This window comes from Thermoactinomyces sp. CICC 10523 (genome assembly GCF_016055105.1).
Classification (GTDB): Bacteria; Bacillota; Bacilli; order Thermoactinomycetales; family Thermoactinomycetaceae; genus Thermoactinomyces_A; species Thermoactinomyces_A daqus.
This window is the reverse complement of the sequence record NZ_JAECVX010000003.1, coordinates 242,932-263,798: the sequence shown is the minus strand read 5'-3', so window position 1 is coordinate 263,798 and position 20,867 is coordinate 242,932. Positions and strand designations below refer to the sequence as shown.

The window sequence follows — 20,867 nt, the reverse complement described above, 5'->3', positions numbered from 1 at the left end:
CATAAGCTCAAATGTAATCATTTTCAACCTCTCTTACATCGACAGTTTTTACTCCGATCTCTGTTAAAAATGACATCATCTCATCCCGATTTTTCCATTTTCCTTTGCATATGCCGGCAGGATAACCGTCTACTCTTTCCGTGATTTGCAATAATAAACCTTGTTGATAAATATGTTCCAAATCACTCAGATTGTTTGTGATAATCAGCCAACTTTTATCACGCTGCTCTCTGACCGGATGCAAGGTGCCGTTTTGTATCATAAAAACCCGGTCACAATATCTGTTTATTTCTTCTTTATTGTGCGATACCATCATTACAGCTGCTCCCTGCTCCACCTGCTCTTTCATAATCCCGGAAAAAAAGAATCTTTCCCTCTTGATCCAAACCGTTGGTGGGCTCGTCAAACAACAAAATATTCGGCTTTTTCATTATAGCCTGTGCAATACCCAGTCGTTGGCGCATTCCCAATGAATAAGACTTAACGGGTTTTCGGTTGTCAGGATCCAAACCCACTCGTTTAATGGCTTCTCTTACGGCTTGCTCATTTATTTTTTGCTGTATATCGGCCAGTATTGTTAAATTCTTCAGACCGGAAAGTTGTGGCAGGAAAGCAGGGGATTCGATCAGTGCTCCAACAGATGCGGGTAATTCACCGATCAAACCAAGGCGAACCGCTCTGCCTGACACCCGAACTTCTCCCCTGTCAGGATATATCAACCCTGTAACCAATCGTAACAGAGTGGTTTTCCCGCAACCATTTGGACCAACGATCCCCACTACTTCACCGGAAGCAACGGTTAAGTTGATATCATTTAACACTTGTTTGTTCCCCAGTTTTTTAGATACTTTAGTGAACTCTACCAAATTGTTGATTTTATCCATTGTAAACCCTCGCTTTAAAGTTTCTGGCAAAGAAAAAGTAGGTTAACGTGTAAAATACAATGGATAAGACAATCCAAATGAAAGGAATTTCAAGTGTACGATAACTGAAATGATTCAATATGTACGCTCCGACTAAGTCGAGGGGGGCATATCGGGTTAAATTTATAGAATAAAGAACGAAATGTAATACGATGAATAACAGCCAGGGAGTCGCAACAACGATGTAAATGTTTTTGACTGTTGTGGAAACGAAAACCGATACCATTGAGATGAATACGGCTGACAGGGCACTGTTGAAAATGATCAGCAAGATATAGAGAAACGGATGGTCGATAAACAAAGATCCGGCATATTTTGGGATGAATGAACTGTGGATTTTATTGATATCGCTTATATTTGGAAATTGTATTGCAGCCAAAACGAAACAAAACAGTTCTGATATGAATACAAATACAAAACTGACAACAGATGCAGAAACCATTTTTCCCACAATGTAAGTTTTGTAAGAAGTTCTCATAAGCACATATTGTATAAAGCCTGACTTCTTATCCCATGCCAGCGAATCACCGGCAGCCAAAGAAACGATCAGCGCAAATACCAAAGGCAATAAACCTGAGGCTCCATTACCGTGTGCATATAAAAAAGCGAAGTAAAAATTATGATTTGCCGTTACGGGTACAAGCGGTCCAGGACGGTATGCTTCAAAACCTTGAATAAAAAAAGCCGACATGATTAAAAAAGCCACTAATGCCTGCCGGCGAAAGAACGCCCGCCTTATTTCCATTTTTGTGATTTTTGTTAACAAATCGGCCCCTCCTTTCCCAAAAAAACAAGAAGAATAAGAGAGTGTGTTTACGACTCTCCCATTCTTATAAGAATAATGGTGGCTTTGTGTATCAAGATGAGAGACCCTGTTATTAATTTTTGCTTCAGCATTTAGAATCCTTCATATTTTTGATTATTAATCGAATAATTTTTTGATGATGGTCAATATTTGATTATTGTGATTTTCTGTCGCATGCCATCTTTACATATTTTCTTCGGAACGTGGATTAAATCGAGCAGCCCTTGTTGAAGGGGGCAAAAAATCCGTAATTATCCCACAGATCCCGGCTATCCGATCAATATTATTTTTTCATTTTTCGTAAAGGAAAAATTTTTGTATCGATTCCTTGTGTGTATGAATGTTATTGTAATATAATATTATATCTTTCCTTCTGGATAACGAGCTTCATTTCCTCAAAAGGGAGTGTGATGCTTCTTCCTTGCATGGCAGTATTCTTCAGTTTTCGGAAGTGTGGCGGGGCTGTCATTCGTGTGGTTCCCGCATTATTGGCATTTAAAGCTGAAGCGGTCTTAACCACGACTGGTTAAGGTGGCTGGGAGTCCGCAGCAGTGCCGAAATGGGTTAAAATATTTTTGAAACTTTTTCTCTTTTTTTTCGTCTGTTTTATAGGAGATCTGCTGCGAGGCAATGTTGGTTGAAATAGAAGCATTTTGGCAAACAAAACAGTCTTGTTGCAATCCTTCCAATATGATGCAATTTTATTCGCCATATTACATGTTATGGTGTTGGTAAGGAGGGTTTTCATTCAGTTCGTTATTTGTGATAAAATTTTTGTAATCCCAAGTAGGAGGGTATTTTCGATGGCTTCCGGATCACAGGTCATAGCATGGAGCCAGATGGAAAGTCCGGTCGGACCACTGACTCTTGTGGCCAGCCATCATGGGTTGTGCCACCTCGATTTTGCCAAAAAAAGCGCCCCGACAGTTGGAATTCAGATCTGGTTGAATCAATGGTTTAACCATTACCGTTTGGAACGGAATGAGCAAGCCTTATTGCCGTACATGCAACAATTGAACGAATATTTTAATAAACAGCGGCGGGAGTTTGATATTCCGCTCGACCTGCACGGTACGGCATTTCAAAAGTTGGTATGGAGATACCTTCGGACGATTCCATATGGTGAAGTGCGCTCATATAAAGATGTGGCACTGGGGATCGGAGCATCTAAAGCCGTGCGCGCCGTAGGAGGGGCAAACAATAAAAATCCCATTTCGATCATTATTCCCTGCCACCGCGTGATCGGATCCAACGGATCGCTGGTCGGTTACGGCGGCGGGCTTCATATTAAAGAATATCTGTTAACACTTGAAGGCTGGTTAAAACCGAAAGAGGAATCATAAGGAAAGATGGCGGATCAGGAACATCCGCCTTTTTTAGTGAGTGGCATTGCCGGTCAGCTGTACCCCCGCTCCTTTCTTTTTTGCTTCACTCATCCTCGTGAGACCGGGTGGAGGGAAAAGTATACCTTTTCTGACATTTTTCATACAGTGTGGTATAAAAGGAAAGGAGTTTTCGCTTTATGAGCAGCAGTGGAGAAAATTGGATGGAGGCCGGCATTCGCGCGTACAATCCGCTGGCGGCAGTGCAATATGCCAGCACTTATTGGAATGGAGCAAACCGCGCTTATCGTTTTTTTCATGACGATTGTACCAACTTCATCTCGCAGTGCCTGCATGCCGGAGGGCTGCCGATGGTTTTTTCGTCCAAATCAGGCCGGGAATGGTGGTACCGCCGGGGAGCAAAGGGGCACTCCTGGAGTTACAGTTGGACCGTAGCCCATGCGTTTCACCATATGTTGCAGGCAGGCGGGCCGACGGGTCGTTGCCGCAGATTGAGCAGTCCGGCTGAACTTCGGCTCGGGGATGTGATCTGCTACGATTTTGAAGGGGACGGGCGCTGGAATCACAATACGATTGTGACCGGATTTGACGCTGCCGGGCAACCGCTGGTCACGGCCCATACGTATAACTGCCACAACCGGCGCTGGGAATATTACGATTCCGTTGCGTATACCCCGAGGATTCGCTATGATTTTTTTCACATCAGTTGAAGCCCGGTTTGCCATTTGGGTAAAATAAAAGAGATGTTTCGAGAATGGAAGGGATGAAGGCACGTGCCATTTCACATTGTACTCGTTGAACCGGAGATTCCGCAAAATACGGGGAATATTGCACGCACGTGTTCAGTGACGGGAGTCAAGTTGCATCTGGTTCATCCGCTCGGCTTTAAAATTGACGATACCAAATTGAAGCGCGCGGGTCTGGATTATTGGCATGAACTGGATATTGAGCATCACGATTCATTTGCCCAGTTGCAAGCAAAATATCCGGCCGGGCGCTTTTTTTGTGCCACGACGAAGGCAAGCCGCGCACATACCGATTTTCAGTACGAAGAAGGCGACTTTTTTGTGTTTGGCAAGGAAACCAAAGGACTCCCGCCGGAAATACTGAACCGGCATCGTGAAACATTGATTCGGATCCCGATGCGGCCGTCGACCCGCTCGCTCAACCTCTCCAATTCGGTGGCGATCGTGGTTTATGAGGCGCTTCGGCAATTGAATTTCCCCGGGCTTTCCTGAATGAAAACCAGCATCTTTTTTGTGACAGGACCCGGGGACGAAAGGATTTAATCTATTTGGGACGTCGTGGTTCCGCATGGACCAGCGCACGCTGAATGGCTTTTGGCCGCCAGGGTTTGAAATCATTTGCAGAGAGTGGGGGAAGGCATGATAAAAGCCTGTTTATTCGATCTGGATGGAACTCTTTTGCCGCTTGATACCGAAGCTTTTGTAAAAGTATATTTGCAAGCCTTGGCCCCTTATGTAGCCCATGTCGTTCCGCCGGACAAGCTGGTTCCGATCATCTGGAAAGCGACGGGGGCGATGATTGAAAACGACCAGGCTGACCTGACCAACGAAGAAGTATTCACCCGGGCTTTTTTGCAGCTTTCAGGACTTGAAAAAGAGGAAATTTGGCCTTTGTTTGACCGCTTCTATAAAGAAGAATTTCCGAAGCTGGAGAAACATGCGGAAAAAAGTGCCCTTGCCCGCCAGGTGGTCCAGGCTGCTCTTGACCGGGGATATCAGGTGGCGGTTGCGACCAACCCCGTTTTTCCGAGAGAGGCGATTTATGAGCGGTTGCGTTGGGCGGGATTGGACGATCTTCCTTTTGCCACGGTAACCGTTTATGAAGAAACGCATTTTTGCAAGCCGCATCCCGGTTATTACAGGGAAGTGGCCGGACGGTTGGGCGTGTCGCCGGAAGAGTGCGTGATGATCGGCAATGACATGCAGGAGGATATGGTGGCCTCCGTTGTGGGCATGCGCACTTTTTTCCTGAAAGAATACCGGATTGACCGTGGGCGCCCGTCCTACGACTTTGATCAGGAGGGAACCATGGAAGATTTGTTCCAATCCATTTGCAAGGGGACGGGTGTTTTTCAAAAGGAACATCCGGTAAAAAAATAAAAACAGTCTCGAAAAAACCTTGGATTTTTGCCAAGGTTTTTCTATCTTTTTCCTTTGAAATTTGATAAAATAGAAGTAACAACTTTCTATTTGTAGCATATACATGATATAAAATATCGCCTTACTCTTTCCTATTTCAGTAATCTATAGTCACTAGGGGATACTGACGAGGCAGGTATAAAATCAGAAAAGTCTAACTCAGGGTTTGTCTTTCACTGAAGGAGAGGAGGCTTTCCATGGATATTCTCAAACGGATTGCCGAGTACCGCGATCGCGAGAAAAAGCTGATGTGGGAAGGAACCTTCGCCGACTACCTGGACATCGTGAAGAAGAACCCCCGTGTGGCTCAAACCGCTCATTCCAGAGTTTATGATATGATTGCGAAAGCAGGCATTGAGACAGATGCCCAAGGAAATAAAAAGTACTTGTTTTTCAGCAAGGAGCTGTTCGGGCTGGATCACGCCATCGAACGACTGGTGGAAGAGTATTTTCATTCAGCAGCGCGGCGCTTGGATGTGCGCAAACGCATTTTGCTTCTGATGGGTCCTGTCAGCGGCGGGAAGTCGACGATTGTGACGATGCTGAAAAAAGGGCTGGAGGAATACTCGCGCACGGATGAAGGGGCCTTGTACGCGATCAAAGGCTGCCCGATGCATGAAGAGCCGCTGAACCTGATCCCGCGCGAACTTCGTCCTGAGTTTGAAAAAGAATTCGGAGTGCGGATTGAAGGAAACCTCTGCCCCTATTGCCGCTTCCGTTTGCAAGAGGAATACGGGGGCCGGATCGAGGATATGGCCGTGTACCGCGTCCTGCTCTCAGAAGATGAGCGCATCGGGATCGGTACATTCAGCCCGTCTGACCCGAAATCTCAGGATATTGCCGACTTGACGGGAAGCATCGACTTCTCCACCATCACCGACTACGGTTCGGAGTCCGATCCGCGGGCTTACCGTTTTGACGGTGAGTTGAACAAGGCGAACAGGGGTCTGATGGAGTTCCAGGAAATGCTCAAATGTGATGAGAAATTTCTCTGGAATTTGCTTTCCCTCACACAGGAAGGCAATTTCAAAGCAGGCCGTTTTGCCTTGATCTCGGCCGATGAAGTGATCATTGCCCATACCAATGAGTCGGAGTACAAAGCATTTATCGCCAACAAGAAAAATGAAGCTCTGCAATCACGGATTATCGTGATGCCGATTCCATACAATTTGAGTGTAACAGAAGAAGAGAAAATTTACAAAAAATTGATCGGACAAAGCGACCTCGCCCATATTCACATCGCTCCCCACTCGCTGCGAACCGCCGCCATTTTTTCCGTCCTGACCCGGCTGAAAGAATCGAAAAAACAAGGTGTCGACCTGCTGAAGAAAATGCGCCTGTACGATGGTGAAGCAGTTGAAGGCGCCAATGACATCGATTTGGATGAATTGCGCAATGAGCACCTGGACGAAGGGATGTCCGGAATCGATCCCCGCTATGTGATCAACCGGATCTCCAGCGCCCTGATCAAAACGGATGCCGATTTTATCAACGCACTTGATATCCTTCGTTCCCTCAAGGAAGGATTGGACCAACATCCTTCGATCACTCCCGAGCAACGAGAAAAATACCTCCACTTTATTTCCATCGCCCGCAAAGAATACGATGAAATCGCCAAAAAAGAAGTACAAAAAGCATTTGTCTACTCTTATGAAGAATCGGCCAAAGTCCTGATGGATAACTATCTGGACAATGTGGAAGCTTACTGCAACTGGCAAAAAATCCGCGATCCCATCACCGGTGAAGAGCTGGAGCCGGATGAAAAACTGATGCGCTCGATCGAAGAGCAGATCGGCATCTCGGAAAATGCGAAAAAGGCGTTCCGGGAAGAGATATTAATCCGCATTTCCGCGTATGCCCGCAAAGGCAAACGCTTCGATTACAATACCCATCCCCGCCTGAGGGAAGCGATTCAGAAGAAACTGTTTGCCGATTTGAAAGATGTCGTCAAAATCACCACCTCAACCAAAACGCCGGATGAAAACCAGTTGAAAAAAATCAATGAAGTGATTGCCAGACTGGTGGAAGAATACGGCTACACACCCGCCAGCGCCAATGAGCTGCTGCGTTATGTCGGGAGCTTGCTCAATCGCTAAGCCCGCACTTCGGTGCGATTCTAAATGGGAGGTGAAAGAACATGAAGCACCCCCTGTTTATCGTCTCGGAAGAAGACTGGTCCCTGCACCGCAAGGGCTATGAAGACCAGATGCGGCACCAGGAAAAGGTGAAGGAAGCGATCCGCAAAAATTTGCCCGATTTGGTCAGCGAGGAAAGTATCATCATGTCGGATGGGCAGCAAATCATCAAAATCCCGATTCGCTCGATGGAAGAATACCGTTTTCGCTATAACTACAACAAGGGAAAACACGTTGGCCAAGGGGACGGCAACAGCAAAGTGGGCGACGTGCTCGGCCAAGATCCGACAGATGGCAAACCGGGCCCGGGGAAAGGCCAGGGAGCAGGTGATCAGGCCGGAATTGATTACTACGAAGCGGAAATTTCCATCGCCGAACTGGAAGGGATTCTCTTCTCCGAGCTGGAGCTCCCGCACATGGAACGGAAAGAACAGGTCGACATGACCGTTGAAGATATTCGCTTCAATGATGTACGGAAGAAAGGCTTGATGGGCAATATCGACAAAAAGAGAACGCTGCTGGAAGCGATCAAGCGCAATGCGCTCAATGGAAAGAAGAAGAAAGTGCAAATTTCCGTCGATGACTTGCGGTTTAAAACATGGGAAGAGATCGTGACCCCGCACTCCAACGCCGTGGTCATCGCAATGATGGATACCAGCGGTTCGATGGGAATCTTTGAAAAGTACATTGCACGCAGCTTCTTCTTTTGGATGGTTCGCTTTCTCAGAACCAAATACCAACATGTCGAAATCGTCTTCATCGCCCATCATACCGAAGCCAAGGAAGTAAGCGAAGAATCTTTTTTCACCAAAGGGGAAAGCGGCGGAACCATCTGTTCCTCCGCCTATCGGAAAGCATTGGAAATCATTGATACCCGTTATTCACCTGACCGCTACAACATTTATCCTTTTCACTTCTCCGATGGCGACAACCTCAGTTCCGACAATGAGCGCTGTGTCGAACTGGTTAAGGAAATCCTCAAACGTGCCAATATGTTCGGCTACGGTGAAGTAAATCAGTACAACCGGCATTCCACGCTGATGACAGCCTACCGCCACATCAAAGAACCGCGTTTTTCCCACTTTGTGATCAGAGAAAAAAGCCAGGTGTATGATGCTTTGAAGCATTTTTTCGGGAAGAAAGAGGTCCATTAATGCAAAAAGCCAACCGCCTTCTCCGGCAGTCTCGGAGAGGCGGTTTTTTTTATTCTTCCCATTATCGGGGGTTTTCCCGCAAATACCGGACCGGAACGAATTCCGTCAGCCAGACGCCATTGGCCGATTGGAAAAACGTATACCCATCCCGATGCATTTCCCGGGACAGAATCTGAAGGACGACCGGGGTTCCGTGTCTTTTTCCGACCCGGCGGGCTGTGACGGGATCCGGGGACAGATGGACATGATGACGATTTCCCTTGAGTAATCCTTTTTTGCGGATGGAGGGGAGAAAGCGAAGAGCTGTTCCGTGAAAGAGCAGGTCCGGCGGTTTTACCGGATCCAAATTCAGGTCAATCGCGACGGAATGGCCTTGATTCGCCCGGATTTTTTGCCTGTCTTCACTGAAGGCGAAGCGCTGTTTGTTATTGGTTCGGACGATCTGTTCCAGAGTCTCGCGGTCCAATGGCACTCCGTGTTTCCGGCAAGCGTGGATGAGTTCCTCCACGTTTACCCATCCGTTCGGATCCAGTTGAATCCCGATGAGATCAGGCCGATGCCGCAACACTTTGCTGAGGAATTTGCTTGATTTGATAGATTCCGCCCGCATAAAATCCACTCCTGTTAAATGGGTAAGATTCCGCTGATATCCCATGACTTTATCATGTTATATTATTCTTAAACTTCCGGTCAAAACCCTGATCACAAGGAGTGGCATGATGCCTGCTTACAACAAACTGGTGCGTGATTTGATTCCCCGGGTCATTGAACATGCCGGAAAGAAGTGCAGGACCCGTGTTTTGGATGAGAAAGAATACAAAGCGGAATTACAAAAAAAATTGCGCGAAGAGGTTAATGAATACTTAAGCAGCCGCAATGATCAAGAAGCATTGGAAGAGCTGGCCGACGTGCTGGAGATTTTGCATGCGCTGACGGAATCCCATGGTTTTGCAATCAAAGATCTGGAAGATTTGCGCCGAAGGAAAGCGGAGGAGAGAGGACGGTTTAAGCAAAAAATCTTTCTGATCGATGTGGAGGATTAAAACAGGAAACGAAAAGGGAGATCGGACGGATTGCGTTTGTGTCTGATCAGGTGTTGCCCGCTTTTTCTCTTCAGGGAAAAGAGCGGGCAATTTTATCTTTACTAATGGCGTAAATCGGAGTAATATACGATTAATTCTATATTAAGCGCTGAATCTGTACAGAGCGGGGGAACCGAAAAAGCAACGATTTGCTTTAGGGGTGAATCCCGGGTGTTTCCCGGGTAGGGTCACTCTCATGACCCGAATCCGTCAGCTAACCTCGTAAGCGTTATGGGAGGGAAACGGTATGTGATAAACCACGGAAGGAGTTTCTCTTTTTTGTGGTTTTTTCTATTGCTTCATTTATGAAAAGCGGCTGTCTTGATTAACCGCGCACAGAGCGAATCGGAACTTCGGAGAAGGCGGCAAGAGCTGCGGACACATAGTTTTTGATGTCCTGTCAATATTATGCAATAAATACCACCGGTTACCGGGAACACTATTTACTGTTGCATGATTCACCAGTTTTTCAGGTTTTGGAGGAATCATATGTTCAGCAAAATCAAACGCATTCTGATTGGAAGACCATTGAGGTCGAATGAGTTGCACAGCCAGAAATTAAACAATTTGAAAGCATTGGCCACTCTCTCTTCTGATGCGCTCTCTTCTGTGGCCTACGGCCCGGAGCAAATTCTCATCGTCCTTGCTACGGTCGGTGCATTGGCCTTTTGGTATTCCCTGCCCATCGCGGTGGGCGTGCTCATATTATTGGTGGCCTTGATCTTATCCTATCGCCAGATCATTTATGCCTACCCTCAGGGCGGCGGGTCTTATATGGTGGCGAAGGAAAATCTGGGGATGAATATTGGCCTTGTTGCGGGCGGGTCATTGTTGATCGACTATATCCTGACCGTCGCGGTGAGCGTTTCGGCCGGGACGGATGCGATTACCTCCGCTTTTCCGGTGGTGCATCCCCATAAAGTGGGGATCGCGGTCTGCATTGTGGTTGTGATCACGATTTTGAATTTGCGGGGACTGACCGAATCAGCTTCCATTTTGGCCTATCCCGTCTATTTGTTCGTATTTGCCCTGGCTATGCTGATTGTTGTCGGCTTGTATCAGGTATTGACAGGGGCAGCCCCGGCTCATGTGCATGCAAGCATCGGAACACCGGTGGCGGGGATCAGCCTGTTTCTCCTCCTGAAGGCTTTTTCTTCAGGATGTTCTGCGTTGACGGGGGTTGAAGCCATTTCCAACGCGATTCCCAACTTTAAAGAACCCGCTCCCAAAAATGCGGCCTTTACCTTGGTGATCATGGGACTTATTTTAGCGTCCCTTTTTTCCGGCATTGTCTTTTTGGCCTATTGGTATGGGATCGCACCCTCAGCAAAGGAGACGGTGCTTTCTCAACTGGGACGGGCTGTTTTTGGTCGGAATGGCTTCTATTATTTCATTCAGGCGACCACCGCGCTGATCTTGGTGCTGGCGGCCAATACCGGGTTTTCGGCCTTCCCGTTACTCGCATACAGCCTGGCCAAGGATAAATTTATGCCGCGAGCCTTTACCGTAAGGGGAGACCGCCTTGGCTATTCCAACGGAATCGTTACCCTGGGTCTGGCCTCAATTATCTTGATTATCGTTTTTCAGGGAAATACAGAAAATCTGATTCCTCTGTATGCGGTAGGGGTATTTATCCCGTTTACGCTGTCACAAACCGGGATGATTCTGAAGTGGGTCAGGTCAAAGCCGAAAGGCTGGATCGGCAAATTGGCGGCCAACCTTGCCGGGGCCCTGATTTGTTTTCTGATTTTGATCATCTTTTTTATCACCAAATTTCAGCATGTATGGATGAGTCTTGTTTTCATTCCGATCTGTGTGTTTATTTTCCATAAAATTCATCAGCACTATGTCGCGGTCGGCGATCAGCTGCGCGTCGACTTGTCACATAAGCTGAGCGAGATCAAAACGGCCGGCAACGTGGTGATCGTGCCGGTTGCCGGGATAACGAAAGTGGTGGAGCAATCCCTCGTTTATGCCAAATCGTTGTCCGATAACGTGGTTGCTGTCTATATCGGATCAAGCCCGGAAGCCATCGATCGCATGGAAAGAGAATGGGCCGAATGGCAGACGGGAGTCAGACTGGTGACGTTGCATTCCTTATACCGCAGTGTATTAACGCCGCTGAGTGAATTTATCGATATGGTGAAAGCGAAAGCGGACAAAAAAGGAGCCAGGGTGACTGTGGTCATGCCCCAATTTATCACCAAGAAGTGGTGGCACGGGATTCTGCACAATCAGTCGGGATTTCTCATCATGGCCTATCTGTTGCGCATGCGCGATGTGATTGTCACGATCGTTCCATACCAGTTGCAAAAATAAATGTTTACTTCGGGGAGCCCGTCTTTTGGGGGCTCCTTTTTTGATGGCAGGCATCCTTCACAAGGCTGTTCCTCGTCGATGGATCAGGACCAGTCCGAAAACAATCAAAAGCATCCCCGAAAAAGCAAGGAGAGAGAGCGGATCATGAAAGATCAGATAATCGAAAAGCGCCGTGACCGGGGGGACACCGTAAAACAGGCTGGTGACATTGGTCAGATTCCCTTTTTGGATCAAGAAGTACAGCATCATGGAAGCACCGACAGAGATCACCAACGACATCCACGATAAACTGAGGAGAAACACGGGACTCCAGTGAACCTGCCATCCCCCGAAAAAAGGAAGCAAGAGAAGAATCACCAGCAACCCTCCGGAATATTGAATTGCCATGTTTACCGGCTGACTCAGTTTGATCCGTTTTTGCATAAACGTTCCGGCCGTAATGCAACCGAGGCACAACAGGGCGCTTGCCAGTCCGGATAACGGAAAGTGCGGAGCGGAAATGTGATCGGCCACCACGAGAACGAGACCGCTTAATCCCAAAAACAGACCTGACCATTGGCCATATCTGATTTTTGTGGCAGCAAAAAAGGCTGTGATGATCGGCTGGGCCCCCAGGATGATGGCCAGGATCCCCGGGGCCAGATGATTATTCAGCGCAATAAAGTAGAAGATTTGATACCCGGCTTGCAGCAACAGGCCGGTGAGTATGACATATCCCCATTCCTTGCCGGATTTGGGATAAGGGGATCGGGCAGACAGGCAGATGATCCAAAGCACAGCTGTTGAAATGAGGAAACGGAGAAAGACAAAGATAAAGGGATTGGCGTACTGCAATCCCAATTTGACAAAGATCGCCCCGCTGCTCCACGTTAAAACAAAGGCGGCGGGAATGAGGGAACTCCATTTGTTTATTTGCTGCGGGGCTTTTGGCAGAAACCGGGTTTCTTTGTTCATGCTGTTTCACCTCTCTCTGGAAACAAAAATATTCATTATCATGAAAATTTTAATTATAGCAAACCACTCTCCTGCCTTCAGGTCAAGGATGCCTTGTTTGGATTGCAATGTTGTTTCAGTCGCCTGCATCACTTTCAACAAATTTTCAGTTTCCCTTCAGTATGGATTCAGTTAGGGCTAAGATAATAGAAGCGGAATGACTTCGGTGAAGGTGGTGGATGTAAGATGCACCAGATAAGGGGAATCAGAATATTGGCAGTCGATGATGAGCCGAATATCCTGCAATTTTTGGAGCTCGGCCTGCAAAATGAGGGATTCGAGGTGAGGACGGCCCAAGACGGTATGGAAGCCCTGAACCTCATGAAGCAGTTCCAGCCGCATGTGGTCATCCTGGATGTCATGATGCCCGGGATCGACGGCTTTGAATTATGCCGCATGTTGAAAAAAATGCAGAATGTGGCGGTGATCATGCTCACTGCCAAGGATGAAGTGGATGACAGGGTGAAGGGCCTCACGCTCGGAGCGGATGATTACATGGTGAAACCGTTCAGCTTTGAGGAGTTGTTGGCGCGGATCCATGCCCGGCTCCGCAATCAGTTCCCCGATCTGTTCGGAGAAGTGGTGATCGGGCCGTTTCAGATTGCAGACCGCCGCAAAGAAATCAGGTTCAGGGACCGGGTGTTGGAACTTTCCCCGACGGAGTATGCACTGCTTAAATTTTTGGTTCTCAATCATGGGCTGGTTTTAAGCAAAACGATGATTTTGGAAAAGGTATGGGGTTATGACTTCCAGGGAGATGAAAATATCGTTGAGGTTTATATCCGTTCATTGCGGGCCAAATTGAACGATAAAAATCATGAATTGATCCGGACCTTGCGTGGCTCAGGCTATCGGGTTGATCTTTCATGAATCGGAAACTGCGGGATGGCTTACGCACCATTTTTGCCTTTGATTCGCTTAAGATTCAACTCCTGTCCAGGTCATTGCTCGTCCTGGCCGGCTTGCTTATGCTGATCGGGCTTTTTCAGTATGTTTTTATGCAAGGGGTGATCTACAAAAACAAGGCGACCAGCATGCAGAGCCAAATTCTCGCCATTCCCCGCTTTGCCTGGGAGCAACTCGTTACAAACCCCGGCAGTCTGGACATAAATCCGGGAGACGACTTGCATCGCCCGTATTTTCTCATCCCTGACGTCAGTCTGGCTTTTGTTGATATGCAGGGGAATTTCCAGTTTGTCTCCATCAGTCCCGAAAGCGCCGCTCCTCCGAAGTTGGCTGCCGAGCAGTATCTGGATGCGCTGCGCAATGATCCGGAGGCGGATTATCAGGTAACGGCCGGCCCGGACGGGGTGGAGCAATTGCTGGTTCTGCAGCCGATTGTTTCGCATGACCGGGTGCTCGGAGTAGTTCAGGCAAGTACGCCAACCGGCCCGCTCAAGGAGCTGCTGATCCGGCAACTGTTCACCTTTTTGAGCCTCTCCCTCGCAGCGATGCTGGTGGGGTTGCTCGGATTTATGCCTGTGCTCAAACGCACGTTGGTTCCTTTGTTCAATATGGTGAACATAGCCGAACAGATCGATGCGGGCAATTTGGCCAAACGCTTTCCCGCCCGGCAAGGGCAGATGGAGATCGACCGACTGGCGGAATCCTTCAATGGCATGCTGGAGCGGCTGGAGGCTTCTTTTGCGGCAGAAAGGGAAACGAAAGAACAGATGCGCCGCTTTATCGCGGATGCTTCCCATGAACTTCGCACTCCGTTAACCTCGATACACGGTTTTTTGGAAGTGCTGCTGCGCGGTGCGGCCAACAACCCGGAGCAGCTGGACAAAGCCCTGAAAAGCATGCACAGTGAATCGGCACGCCTCAATAAATTGGTTCACGATCTTCTGCTCCTGGCCAAGCTGGATCGGACGCCTCATATGGAGCTTGCAGAAGGATGCCTGGATGCCATGTTGCGGGAGATGGAACCGCAGCTGCACATTCTGGCCGGGAACCGGAGCCTCTGCCTGTCCGTCGAACCCGATCAGAAATGCAAATACGATGCGGATAAAATGAAGCAGGTGATTTTAAATCTGTTTCAAAATGCAGTGCAGCATACCGATCCTGAAACAGGCCATATTCAAATTTCCCTGTCAGGTGAGAAGAATGGAGTCAAATTGTCCGTCCGGGATAATGGCCCGGGGATCGACGAACAGCATCTGCCCCATGTATTTGACCGATTTTACCGTATTGACACGTCCAGGGCCCGCAAACACGGCGGAGCAGGTCTGGGTCTTTCCATCACCAAATCCATTGTTGATGCGCATGGCGGAACCATTCATGTGGACAGCAAGGTGGGAGAAGGAAGCACCTTCACGGTTTGGCTTCCCAAACGTTGACGGCATTCAACCGGCGAATTCAGCTGGATTGAATGCTTTTTTTTATGAAAGTTGCTCCGTTTCCCTCTGCCGTTGTGCCTTTTCAGCAAACATTCAGCCAATTCTCAAGCAATATTCAGTTACCCTTAAGCGTCAATTCAGCCAGAGCAGATAAGATAGCAGAGAAATGAAGACAGCGCATGATATCAAACAAAGAGGAGTGAATTCGCAACCATGACAGGACAAACGAAGCAGAGGCTGCGGATCGATTGGCTCTTGATCGTGATTGCCCTGCTGGCTGCTTTTTTGAACATTTTCGATATTTGGAAGGATAGATACGCGAATGCTTACTACACCGCTGCAGTCACCAGCATGCTTCAGAGCTTTCACAATTTCTTCTACGCTTCTTTTGATCCCGGCGGCTACGTGACGGTTGACAAACCGCCGGTCGTGTTCTGGATTCAGACGATGTTCGCTGCTGTTTTCGGGGTTCACGGCTGGAGCGTGATTTTGCCGCAGGCTTTGGCGGGTGTCGGCTCCGTCCTGATGATGTACATACTGGTCAAACCGTCATTCGGAAAAACAGCGGCCCGGCTCGCCAGCCTGGTCATGGCCTGCACACCGGTCGCGGCAGCGATCAGCCGGAGCAATAATATTGACAGCATGCTGGTGTTTGCCCTGCTTCTGGCCACCTGGATGTTGTTCAAAGGAATGCGACGGCAAAAGATTTCCTGGATTTTGGGCGCATTTGCCATGATCGGTGTCGGCTTCAACATGAAGATGCTGGAAGCCTATATGGTCGTACCGGCTATTTATCTCTTTTATCTCCTCGCTTTTAAGAGCGGATGGAAAAAGAAACTGACGGTGTTGGCCGCAGCAACGGTACTTATGGCCGCTGTTTCCCTCTCTTGGGCGGTCGTGGTCGATTCCATTCCAGCAGATCAACGGCCCTATATCGGCAGCAGCCAAACCAATTCCGTGCTGGAGCTCGCTTTCGGATATAACGGAATGAGCCGACTTACAGGAATGCACGGGGGAGGCAAGGGTGCCAGCGGCAAGAGCTGGATGAACGGAGAGCATCTGCGCCAGGCACAGGGGAACGGACGAAACATGGCGGGCGATCAGCATACGGCTCCGAACGGGAAACGGATGCCGGGACCGTTCGGAATGTCCAATGGCAAACCGGGCCAAATGCCCCGATTTGACCGAGCACAAGGCCCGGGATCTGGCGGCATGTTCGGCACCGGGCAACCGGGTCCGCTCCGCCTGTTTCAAAGCGAACTTTCCGGGCAAATCAGCTGGCTCCTGCCCTTTGTCGCCTTTGCCTCAGCAGGTCTGCTTGCCGGTGTTCGCCGTAAAAAGCCGCTTACGGATCAGCAACAAGAAACATTATTCTGGCTCGGCTGGTTGCTTCCGGTGATGGCGTTTTTCAGTGTGGCCGGTTTTTTCCATCAATACTATCTGGTCATGCTGGCTCCGCCGATCGCGGCCCTTACCGGAACGGGCTGGGTGGCGCTGTGGCGGCAATACCGGAACAAGGAGGAATGGAAACGCTGGCTGCTGCCTTCAGGGATTTTGGCGACGACCGCGTTTGAACTGGTGGTGCTTCACCCGTACCAGCAGCAGATCGGTGTCGGCTGGTCGATCGGCATCGGAGCGGCCGGCATCGGCTTGTCACTGGTCTTGTTCGTTGCCGCCAGTGAGAAATGGATCCCCGTCGTGGCCCTTGCCGGCATGCTCGTGCTGCTGGTGGCCCCTTTGTACTGGGCAGCGACCCCGATCATTTACGGTGAAAACAGCATGATTCCGGAGGCCGGACCGGTGCAGCGGGGCTTTGGTCCGGGAATGGCAATGGGGAAACGCTTTGCCAATCCGCAGATGTCTGCCAATCAAGAATCGCGCGAATCTCACCCGTTCTCCTCAGGAAGGACAAGGGGAGGACGCGAGACGCAAATCAACTCCAAATTGCTGCAATATGTGACCAGTCACAATACGGGTGAAAAGTATCTGTTTGCCACGACCAATGCGATGTCAGCCGCCCCGTATATCATCGAAACGGGCAAACCTGTGATGGCGATGGGTGGATTTTCGGGTTCCGACCCGATTCTCACTGTCTCCAAACTGGAAGAGATGGTGAAAACCAAAGAAGTGAAGTTTTTCCTGATTCCTTCCCAAGACGGTTTCAGGGGATTTGGGGACGGCAATGAAAGCAACCGGGTATTCGAGTGGATCCGGGCGCACGGCAAGGAAGTGCCCAAGTCCGAGTGGCAGCCGGACTCATCTCCCGATCACGGATTCCCCATGCACTTTGGCGGCGGGGAAACATTATACGAAATTGAGCAATAAGTAAGGAGGGCCGAACATGAATGAAGCGATTCGCTATTCCATCATCATTCCGGTCTACAATGAAGAAGCCGTTATCCATGAAACGCACCGCCGGCTCACGCAGGTGATGGAATCGCTAGCCGAACCGTATGAATTGCTGTTTGTCAACGATGGGAGCCAGGATCGCACAGAGGAAATCATCACGGAATTAAAAGAGGCTGATCCTCATGTCAAGCTGTTGGATTTCTCGCGTAACTTCGGCCATCAGATCGCAATCACGGCAGGGATGGATCATGCCCTCGGCGATGCGATCGTGATTATTGATGCCGATTTGCAAGATCCGCCCGAACTGATTCCGCAAATGATCGAGAAATGGAAGGAAGGGTATGAAGTCGTCTATGCCAAGCGCTCAAAACGCAAAGGGGAGACGCTGTTCAAAAAGTGGACGGCGGCTCTTTTTTACCGGACGCTCCGCGCATTGACCGAGGTAAACATTCCGCTCGATACGGGCGACTTCCGCCTGATCGACAGGAAAGTGGCAGAGGCCATGAAGGGCATCCGCGAGAAGAACCGCTTTGTCCGTGGTCTGGTCAGCTGGGTGGGTTTCCGGCAGACAGCGATTGAGTATGTGCGGGATGAGCGGTTTGCCGGGGAAACGAAATACCCGTTGAAAAAAATGTTGCGGTTCTCGATGGACGGGATCACCTCCTTCTCTTATAAACCGCTGAAACTGGCTACATATCTCGGTTTTTTCATTTCCTTCGCCAGCTTTCTCTATCTGTTGGTCACGCTCGGGGAAAGATTGTTCACGACGAGCACGGTTGCCGGGTGGACGTCGCTGATCGCCTGTGTGCTGCTCCTCAACGGGGTGATTCTGATCATTTTGGGGATTCTCGGCGAGTATGTCGGCAGAATCTATGATGAAACAAAGAACCGTCCCCTCTATATCCTCCGCAACAGGCCGAATGTGGAACAGAGAGAGCAGCAAGAGGTGAAGCAGGGTGTTCGCCCATAAGCAGGAGGCTGTTTTGCTCATTCGCTTCTGCGCTGTCGGGGTGGCCAATACGGCCGTCGATTTCGGCGTCTTCTGCCTGCTGACACTGGGCGGGATGCCGTTCCTTCCCGCTCAGGCATTCTCCTATACGGCCGGGATTGCCAACAGTTTTATCTTGAACCGGAAATGGACGTTTCGCATCAGGCGCAAGGCGAACACCCCGGAGTTGATGAAGTTTCTTTTGGTAAACGTTTTTTCACTGCTGGTGTCATCCGGCCTGCTTTACCTCTTGCGCGATGTCAATCATCTTTCGCTTTGGATTGCCAAACTGGCAGCCACCGGGGGCGGAATGGCGGTCAACTTTATCGGAAGCCGCCTCTGGGTGTTTTCAGGAACCAAAACCAAGGGGAGTGAAGTTTCATGAGGGTAAGGAAAGCAGTCATCCCGGCGGCGGGACTGGGTACGCGATTTCTTCCGGCGACGAAAGCCCAGCCAAAGGAAATGCTGCCGATTGTCGATAAACCCGCCATTCAATATATCGTCGAAGAAGCAGTCCAATCGGGGATTGAAAGCATCATCATCGTCACAGGGAGAAACAAGCGGTCGATTGAGGATCATTTTGACCGTTCCGTGGAGCTGGAACAGACCCTCCGGGACAAAGGGAAAACGGATCTCCTGCAGGAGCTGAAGCAGATTTCTAACATGGCGGCCATTCATTATATCCGGCAAAAGGTGCCGTTGGGGCTGGGGCATGCCATCTTGTGCGCTGAGCAGTTTATCGGGGATGAGCCGTTTGCGGTTCTCCTGGGGGATGACATGATGGTCTCGGAAAAGCCGGCCCTAAAGCAGCTGATCGATGTGTTTGCCGAAGCGGAAACCGAAGTGGTCGGGGTGCAATCGGTGCCGTCGTCAGAAGTGCATAAATATGGCATTATCGATGCCCGCAAACAAAGGGGAAGCGTCTATGAGGTTCGCGATTTGGTCGAAAAACCTTCCCTTCATGAAGCGCCTTCCCGCATGGCGATTATGGGACGTTATATCTTGAAGCCCGCCATCTTCCCGATCTTGCGGACGGTCGGCAGGGGGGCCGGAAATGAAATCCAGTTGACCGATGCCCTGCGGGTAATCTGCAAAAAGAAGCCGATCCTCGCCCGGGAACTGAAGGGAAGCCGCTATGATATCGGAGACAAATTGGGTTACCTGAAAGCCGGCATTGAGATCGGTTTGCGGCGGAAGGAAATGAGAGAGCCGTTTCTCTCCTATCTGGAGGACGTCTTGAAAAGGGAAATGGAGGGAGAGGTGTTACGATGAAATCCGTTTTGGTGACAGGGGGAGCCGGTTACATCGGCAGCCACACTGTTCGGGAATTGAAAAAGCGCCGGATCCATGTGGTCGTGCTGGACAACTTGTCCACCGGACACCGTGAGGCGGTGCAAACCCCTTATTTTTATGAAGGGGATATTGCTGATGAATCGTTAGTAAAAGAGATTGTGCAAAAGCATCGGATCGATGCCGTGATCCATTTTGCCGCCAAAAGTCTTGTCTCTGAATCGGTCAAAAAGCCGGACCTGTATTTCAGGGAAAATACGATGAAATCCTGTTCCTTTTTCGAAACGGTCATCCGCGAAGGAGTCCGGAACATTGTTTTCTCCTCGACGGCAGCGGTTTACGGATCGGCTCACTCCGCCCCGATCAGGGAAGATGACTCTTTGCGGCCTGTCAATCCCTATGGGCAATCCAAGTTGAAAACGGAAAAATATTTGCAATGGGCTGGGGCGAACCGAGGCGTAAAATGGGTCGCCCTGCGTTATTTCAATGCGGCCGGTGCTGCGCTCGACGGGGCGATCGGGGAAGATCATCAGCCGGAGAGCCATCTGATCCCCCTTGTCCTTCAAACCGCACTTGGACAACGTGAGTCGGTCGCCATCTACGGTGATGATTATCCGACTCCTGACGGAACCTGCATCCGCGACTACATCCATGTTCTCGATCTGGCGGTAGCTCACATTTTGGCTCTTCAGGCGCTTGGTGAAGGCCATCTCCCGCAAAATTGCTATAACGTGGGAACCGGGTCGGGCTATTCCGTCCGTGAGATCATCGACATGGCCGGACGCGTTACCGGAAAGGCGATCCGCAGCACGATCGCTCCCCGCCGGGAAGGAGATCCGCCTATGCTTGTGGCCGACAGCAAGGCCTTACGGGAGCACTTGGGCTGGAAACCTCAATACAGCGATTTGCAGACGATCATAATGAGTGCGTGGAAATGGCATCAAACCCATCCATTTGGCTTTGAAAAAAGGGGATGAAAATC

The 20,867-nt window shown here is 49.5% G+C and carries 20 protein-coding genes and 1 riboswitch; of the genes, 15 read left to right on the top strand and 5 right to left on the bottom strand.

Annotation, left to right across the window (positions count from 1 at the left end; genetic code table 11):
- Positions 1–7 precede the first annotated feature (7 nt).
- Genes I8U19_RS17240 through I8U19_RS06355 form a run of 3 tightly spaced genes read right to left on the bottom strand, consistent with a single transcriptional unit; the run spans position 8 to position 1,689 of the window.
- Entirely contained in the window at positions 8–316 is a 309-nt protein-coding gene (locus I8U19_RS17240) for a hypothetical protein (protein WP_232337231.1), read from the bottom strand.
- Entirely contained in the window at positions 297–884 is a 588-nt protein-coding gene (locus I8U19_RS06360; protein WP_232337230.1) for an ABC transporter ATP-binding protein, read from the bottom strand. Before I8U19_RS06360 ends, I8U19_RS17240 begins: the two co-directional genes overlap by 20 nt.
- Positions 877–1,689 carry a sulfate permease gene (locus I8U19_RS06355; protein WP_198055482.1) on the bottom strand — a complete coding sequence of 271 codons (813 nt, stop codon included), beginning with the start codon at positions 1,687–1,689 and terminating at the stop codon, positions 877–879. Before I8U19_RS06355 ends, I8U19_RS06360 begins: the two co-directional genes overlap by 8 nt.
- Positions 1,690–2,531: 842 nt before the next feature.
- Here I8U19_RS06355 and I8U19_RS06350 point away from each other — a divergent pair.
- The 6 genes from I8U19_RS06350 (at position 2,532) to yhbH (ending at position 8,525) form a co-directional block, all read left to right on the top strand.
- A complete protein-coding gene (locus I8U19_RS06350; RefSeq protein WP_198055481.1) occupies positions 2,532–3,071 on the top strand; it encodes a methylated-DNA--[protein]-cysteine S-methyltransferase in 540 nt (179 codons plus the stop codon).
- Positions 3,072–3,250: 179 nt separating this feature from the next.
- Positions 3,251–3,781, top strand: a complete 531-nt coding sequence (locus I8U19_RS06345; RefSeq protein ID WP_052154158.1) for an amidase domain-containing protein — start codon at positions 3,251–3,253, stop codon at positions 3,779–3,781.
- Between the two features lie 63 nt (positions 3,782–3,844).
- Positions 3,845–4,309, top strand: a complete 465-nt coding sequence (trmL, locus tag I8U19_RS06340) for a tRNA (uridine(34)/cytosine(34)/5-carboxymethylaminomethyluridine(34)-2'-O)-methyltransferase TrmL (RefSeq protein WP_033100875.1) — start codon at positions 3,845–3,847, stop codon at positions 4,307–4,309.
- A 147-nt stretch (positions 4,310–4,456) separates the two neighbouring features.
- Positions 4,457–5,197 (top strand): HAD family hydrolase, encoded by a 741-nt coding sequence (locus I8U19_RS06335; protein WP_198055480.1) that lies wholly within the window; start codon positions 4,457–4,459, stop codon positions 5,195–5,197.
- 236 nt (positions 5,198–5,433) lie between these two features.
- On the top strand, positions 5,434–7,332 hold the full coding sequence (locus I8U19_RS06330; RefSeq protein ID WP_033100877.1) for a PrkA family serine protein kinase: 1,899 nt from the start codon (positions 5,434–5,436) through the stop codon (positions 7,330–7,332).
- A 41-nt stretch (positions 7,333–7,373) separates the two neighbouring features.
- Entirely contained in the window at positions 7,374–8,525 is a 1,152-nt protein-coding gene (yhbH, locus tag I8U19_RS06325; protein WP_198055479.1) for a sporulation protein YhbH, read from the top strand.
- 61 nt (positions 8,526–8,586) lie between these two features.
- Here the strand turns inward: yhbH and I8U19_RS06320 are convergent, their stop codons facing one another.
- A complete protein-coding gene (locus I8U19_RS06320) occupies positions 8,587–9,135 on the bottom strand; it encodes an RNA 2'-phosphotransferase (protein ID WP_198055478.1) in 549 nt (182 codons plus the stop codon).
- Positions 9,136–9,244: 109 nt separating this feature from the next.
- Between I8U19_RS06320 and I8U19_RS06315 the strand changes: the two genes are divergently transcribed.
- A complete protein-coding gene (locus I8U19_RS06315) occupies positions 9,245–9,568 on the top strand; it encodes a nucleoside triphosphate pyrophosphohydrolase (RefSeq protein WP_033100879.1) in 324 nt (107 codons plus the stop codon).
- A 136-nt stretch (positions 9,569–9,704) separates the two neighbouring features.
- Positions 9,705–9,851: riboswitch (cyclic di-AMP (ydaO/yuaA leader) on the top strand.
- 245 nt (positions 9,852–10,096) lie between these two features.
- Positions 10,097–11,926: an APC family permease gene (locus tag I8U19_RS06310; RefSeq protein WP_198055477.1), complete on the top strand. Its 1,830-nt coding sequence runs from the start codon at positions 10,097–10,099 to the stop codon at positions 11,924–11,926.
- Between the two features lie 57 nt (positions 11,927–11,983).
- Here I8U19_RS06310 and I8U19_RS06305 read toward each other — a convergent pair whose 3' ends face one another.
- The gene (locus I8U19_RS06305; RefSeq protein ID WP_198055476.1) at positions 11,984–12,880 is read right to left on the bottom strand and encodes a DMT family transporter; all 897 of its coding nucleotides are present in this window, start codon (positions 12,878–12,880) and stop codon (positions 11,984–11,986) included.
- Between the two features lie 225 nt (positions 12,881–13,105).
- On the opposite strand from I8U19_RS06305, the gene I8U19_RS06300 reads away from it, so the two are divergent.
- The 7 genes from I8U19_RS06300 (at position 13,106) to galE (ending at position 20,862) form a co-directional block, all read left to right on the top strand.
- The gene (locus tag I8U19_RS06300; RefSeq protein ID WP_033100881.1) at positions 13,106–13,789 is read left to right on the top strand and encodes a response regulator transcription factor; all 684 of its coding nucleotides are present in this window, start codon (positions 13,106–13,108) and stop codon (positions 13,787–13,789) included.
- Entirely contained in the window at positions 13,786–15,258 is a 1,473-nt protein-coding gene (locus I8U19_RS06295) for a sensor histidine kinase (RefSeq protein WP_198055475.1), read from the top strand. Before I8U19_RS06300 ends, I8U19_RS06295 begins: the two co-directional genes overlap by 4 nt.
- A gap of 213 nt (positions 15,259–15,471) precedes the next feature.
- A complete protein-coding gene (locus I8U19_RS06290; protein ID WP_198055474.1) occupies positions 15,472–17,583 on the top strand; it encodes an ArnT family glycosyltransferase in 2,112 nt (703 codons plus the stop codon).
- A 16-nt stretch (positions 17,584–17,599) separates the two neighbouring features.
- A complete protein-coding gene (locus tag I8U19_RS06285) occupies positions 17,600–18,577 on the top strand; it encodes a glycosyltransferase family 2 protein (RefSeq protein WP_198055473.1) in 978 nt (325 codons plus the stop codon).
- The gene (locus tag I8U19_RS06280; protein ID WP_198055472.1) at positions 18,564–18,980 is read left to right on the top strand and encodes a GtrA family protein; all 417 of its coding nucleotides are present in this window, start codon (positions 18,564–18,566) and stop codon (positions 18,978–18,980) included. The genes I8U19_RS06285 and I8U19_RS06280 overlap by 14 nt, the downstream gene beginning before the upstream one ends.
- Positions 18,977–19,867, top strand: a complete 891-nt coding sequence (galU, locus tag I8U19_RS06275; protein ID WP_198055471.1) for a UTP--glucose-1-phosphate uridylyltransferase GalU — start codon at positions 18,977–18,979, stop codon at positions 19,865–19,867. Before I8U19_RS06280 ends, galU begins: the two co-directional genes overlap by 4 nt.
- Positions 19,864–20,862: a UDP-glucose 4-epimerase GalE gene (gene galE, locus I8U19_RS06270; RefSeq protein ID WP_198055470.1), complete on the top strand. Its 999-nt coding sequence runs from the start codon at positions 19,864–19,866 to the stop codon at positions 20,860–20,862. Before galU ends, galE begins: the two co-directional genes overlap by 4 nt.
- Positions 20,863–20,867 lie beyond the last annotated feature (5 nt).

Bases quoted from the DNA above. Each gene is read 5' to 3' on its own strand.
- I8U19_RS17240 (WP_232337231.1), bottom strand. From the start codon at position 316: ATGATGGTATCGCACAATAAAGAAGAAATAAACAGATATTGTGACCGG.
- I8U19_RS06360 (WP_232337230.1), bottom strand. From the start codon at position 884: ATGGATAAAATCAACAATTTGGTAGAGTTCACTAAAGTATCTAAAAAA.
- I8U19_RS06350 (WP_198055481.1), top strand. From the start codon at position 2,532: ATGGCTTCCGGATCACAGGTCATAGCATGGAGCCAGATGGAAAGTCCG.
- I8U19_RS06345 (WP_052154158.1), top strand. From the start codon at position 3,251: ATGAGCAGCAGTGGAGAAAATTGGATGGAGGCCGGCATTCGCGCGTAC.
- I8U19_RS06335 (WP_198055480.1), top strand. From the start codon at position 4,457: ATGATAAAAGCCTGTTTATTCGATCTGGATGGAACTCTTTTGCCGCTT.
- I8U19_RS06330 (WP_033100877.1), top strand. From the start codon at position 5,434: ATGGATATTCTCAAACGGATTGCCGAGTACCGCGATCGCGAGAAAAAG.
- yhbH (WP_198055479.1), top strand. From the start codon at position 7,374: ATGAAGCACCCCCTGTTTATCGTCTCGGAAGAAGACTGGTCCCTGCAC.
- I8U19_RS06320 (WP_198055478.1), bottom strand. From the start codon at position 9,135: ATGCGGGCGGAATCTATCAAATCAAGCAAATTCCTCAGCAAAGTGTTG.
- I8U19_RS06315 (WP_033100879.1), top strand. From the start codon at position 9,245: ATGCCTGCTTACAACAAACTGGTGCGTGATTTGATTCCCCGGGTCATT.
- I8U19_RS06310 (WP_198055477.1), top strand. From the start codon at position 10,097: ATGTTCAGCAAAATCAAACGCATTCTGATTGGAAGACCATTGAGGTCG.
- I8U19_RS06305 (WP_198055476.1), bottom strand. From the start codon at position 12,880: ATGAACAAAGAAACCCGGTTTCTGCCAAAAGCCCCGCAGCAAATAAAC.
- I8U19_RS06300 (WP_033100881.1), top strand. From the start codon at position 13,106: ATGCACCAGATAAGGGGAATCAGAATATTGGCAGTCGATGATGAGCCG.
- I8U19_RS06295 (WP_198055475.1), top strand. From the start codon at position 13,786: ATGAATCGGAAACTGCGGGATGGCTTACGCACCATTTTTGCCTTTGAT.
- I8U19_RS06290 (WP_198055474.1), top strand. From the start codon at position 15,472: ATGACAGGACAAACGAAGCAGAGGCTGCGGATCGATTGGCTCTTGATC.
- I8U19_RS06285 (WP_198055473.1), top strand. From the start codon at position 17,600: ATGAATGAAGCGATTCGCTATTCCATCATCATTCCGGTCTACAATGAA.
- galU (WP_198055471.1), top strand. From the start codon at position 18,977: ATGAGGGTAAGGAAAGCAGTCATCCCGGCGGCGGGACTGGGTACGCGA.
- galE (WP_198055470.1), top strand. From the start codon at position 19,864: ATGAAATCCGTTTTGGTGACAGGGGGAGCCGGTTACATCGGCAGCCAC.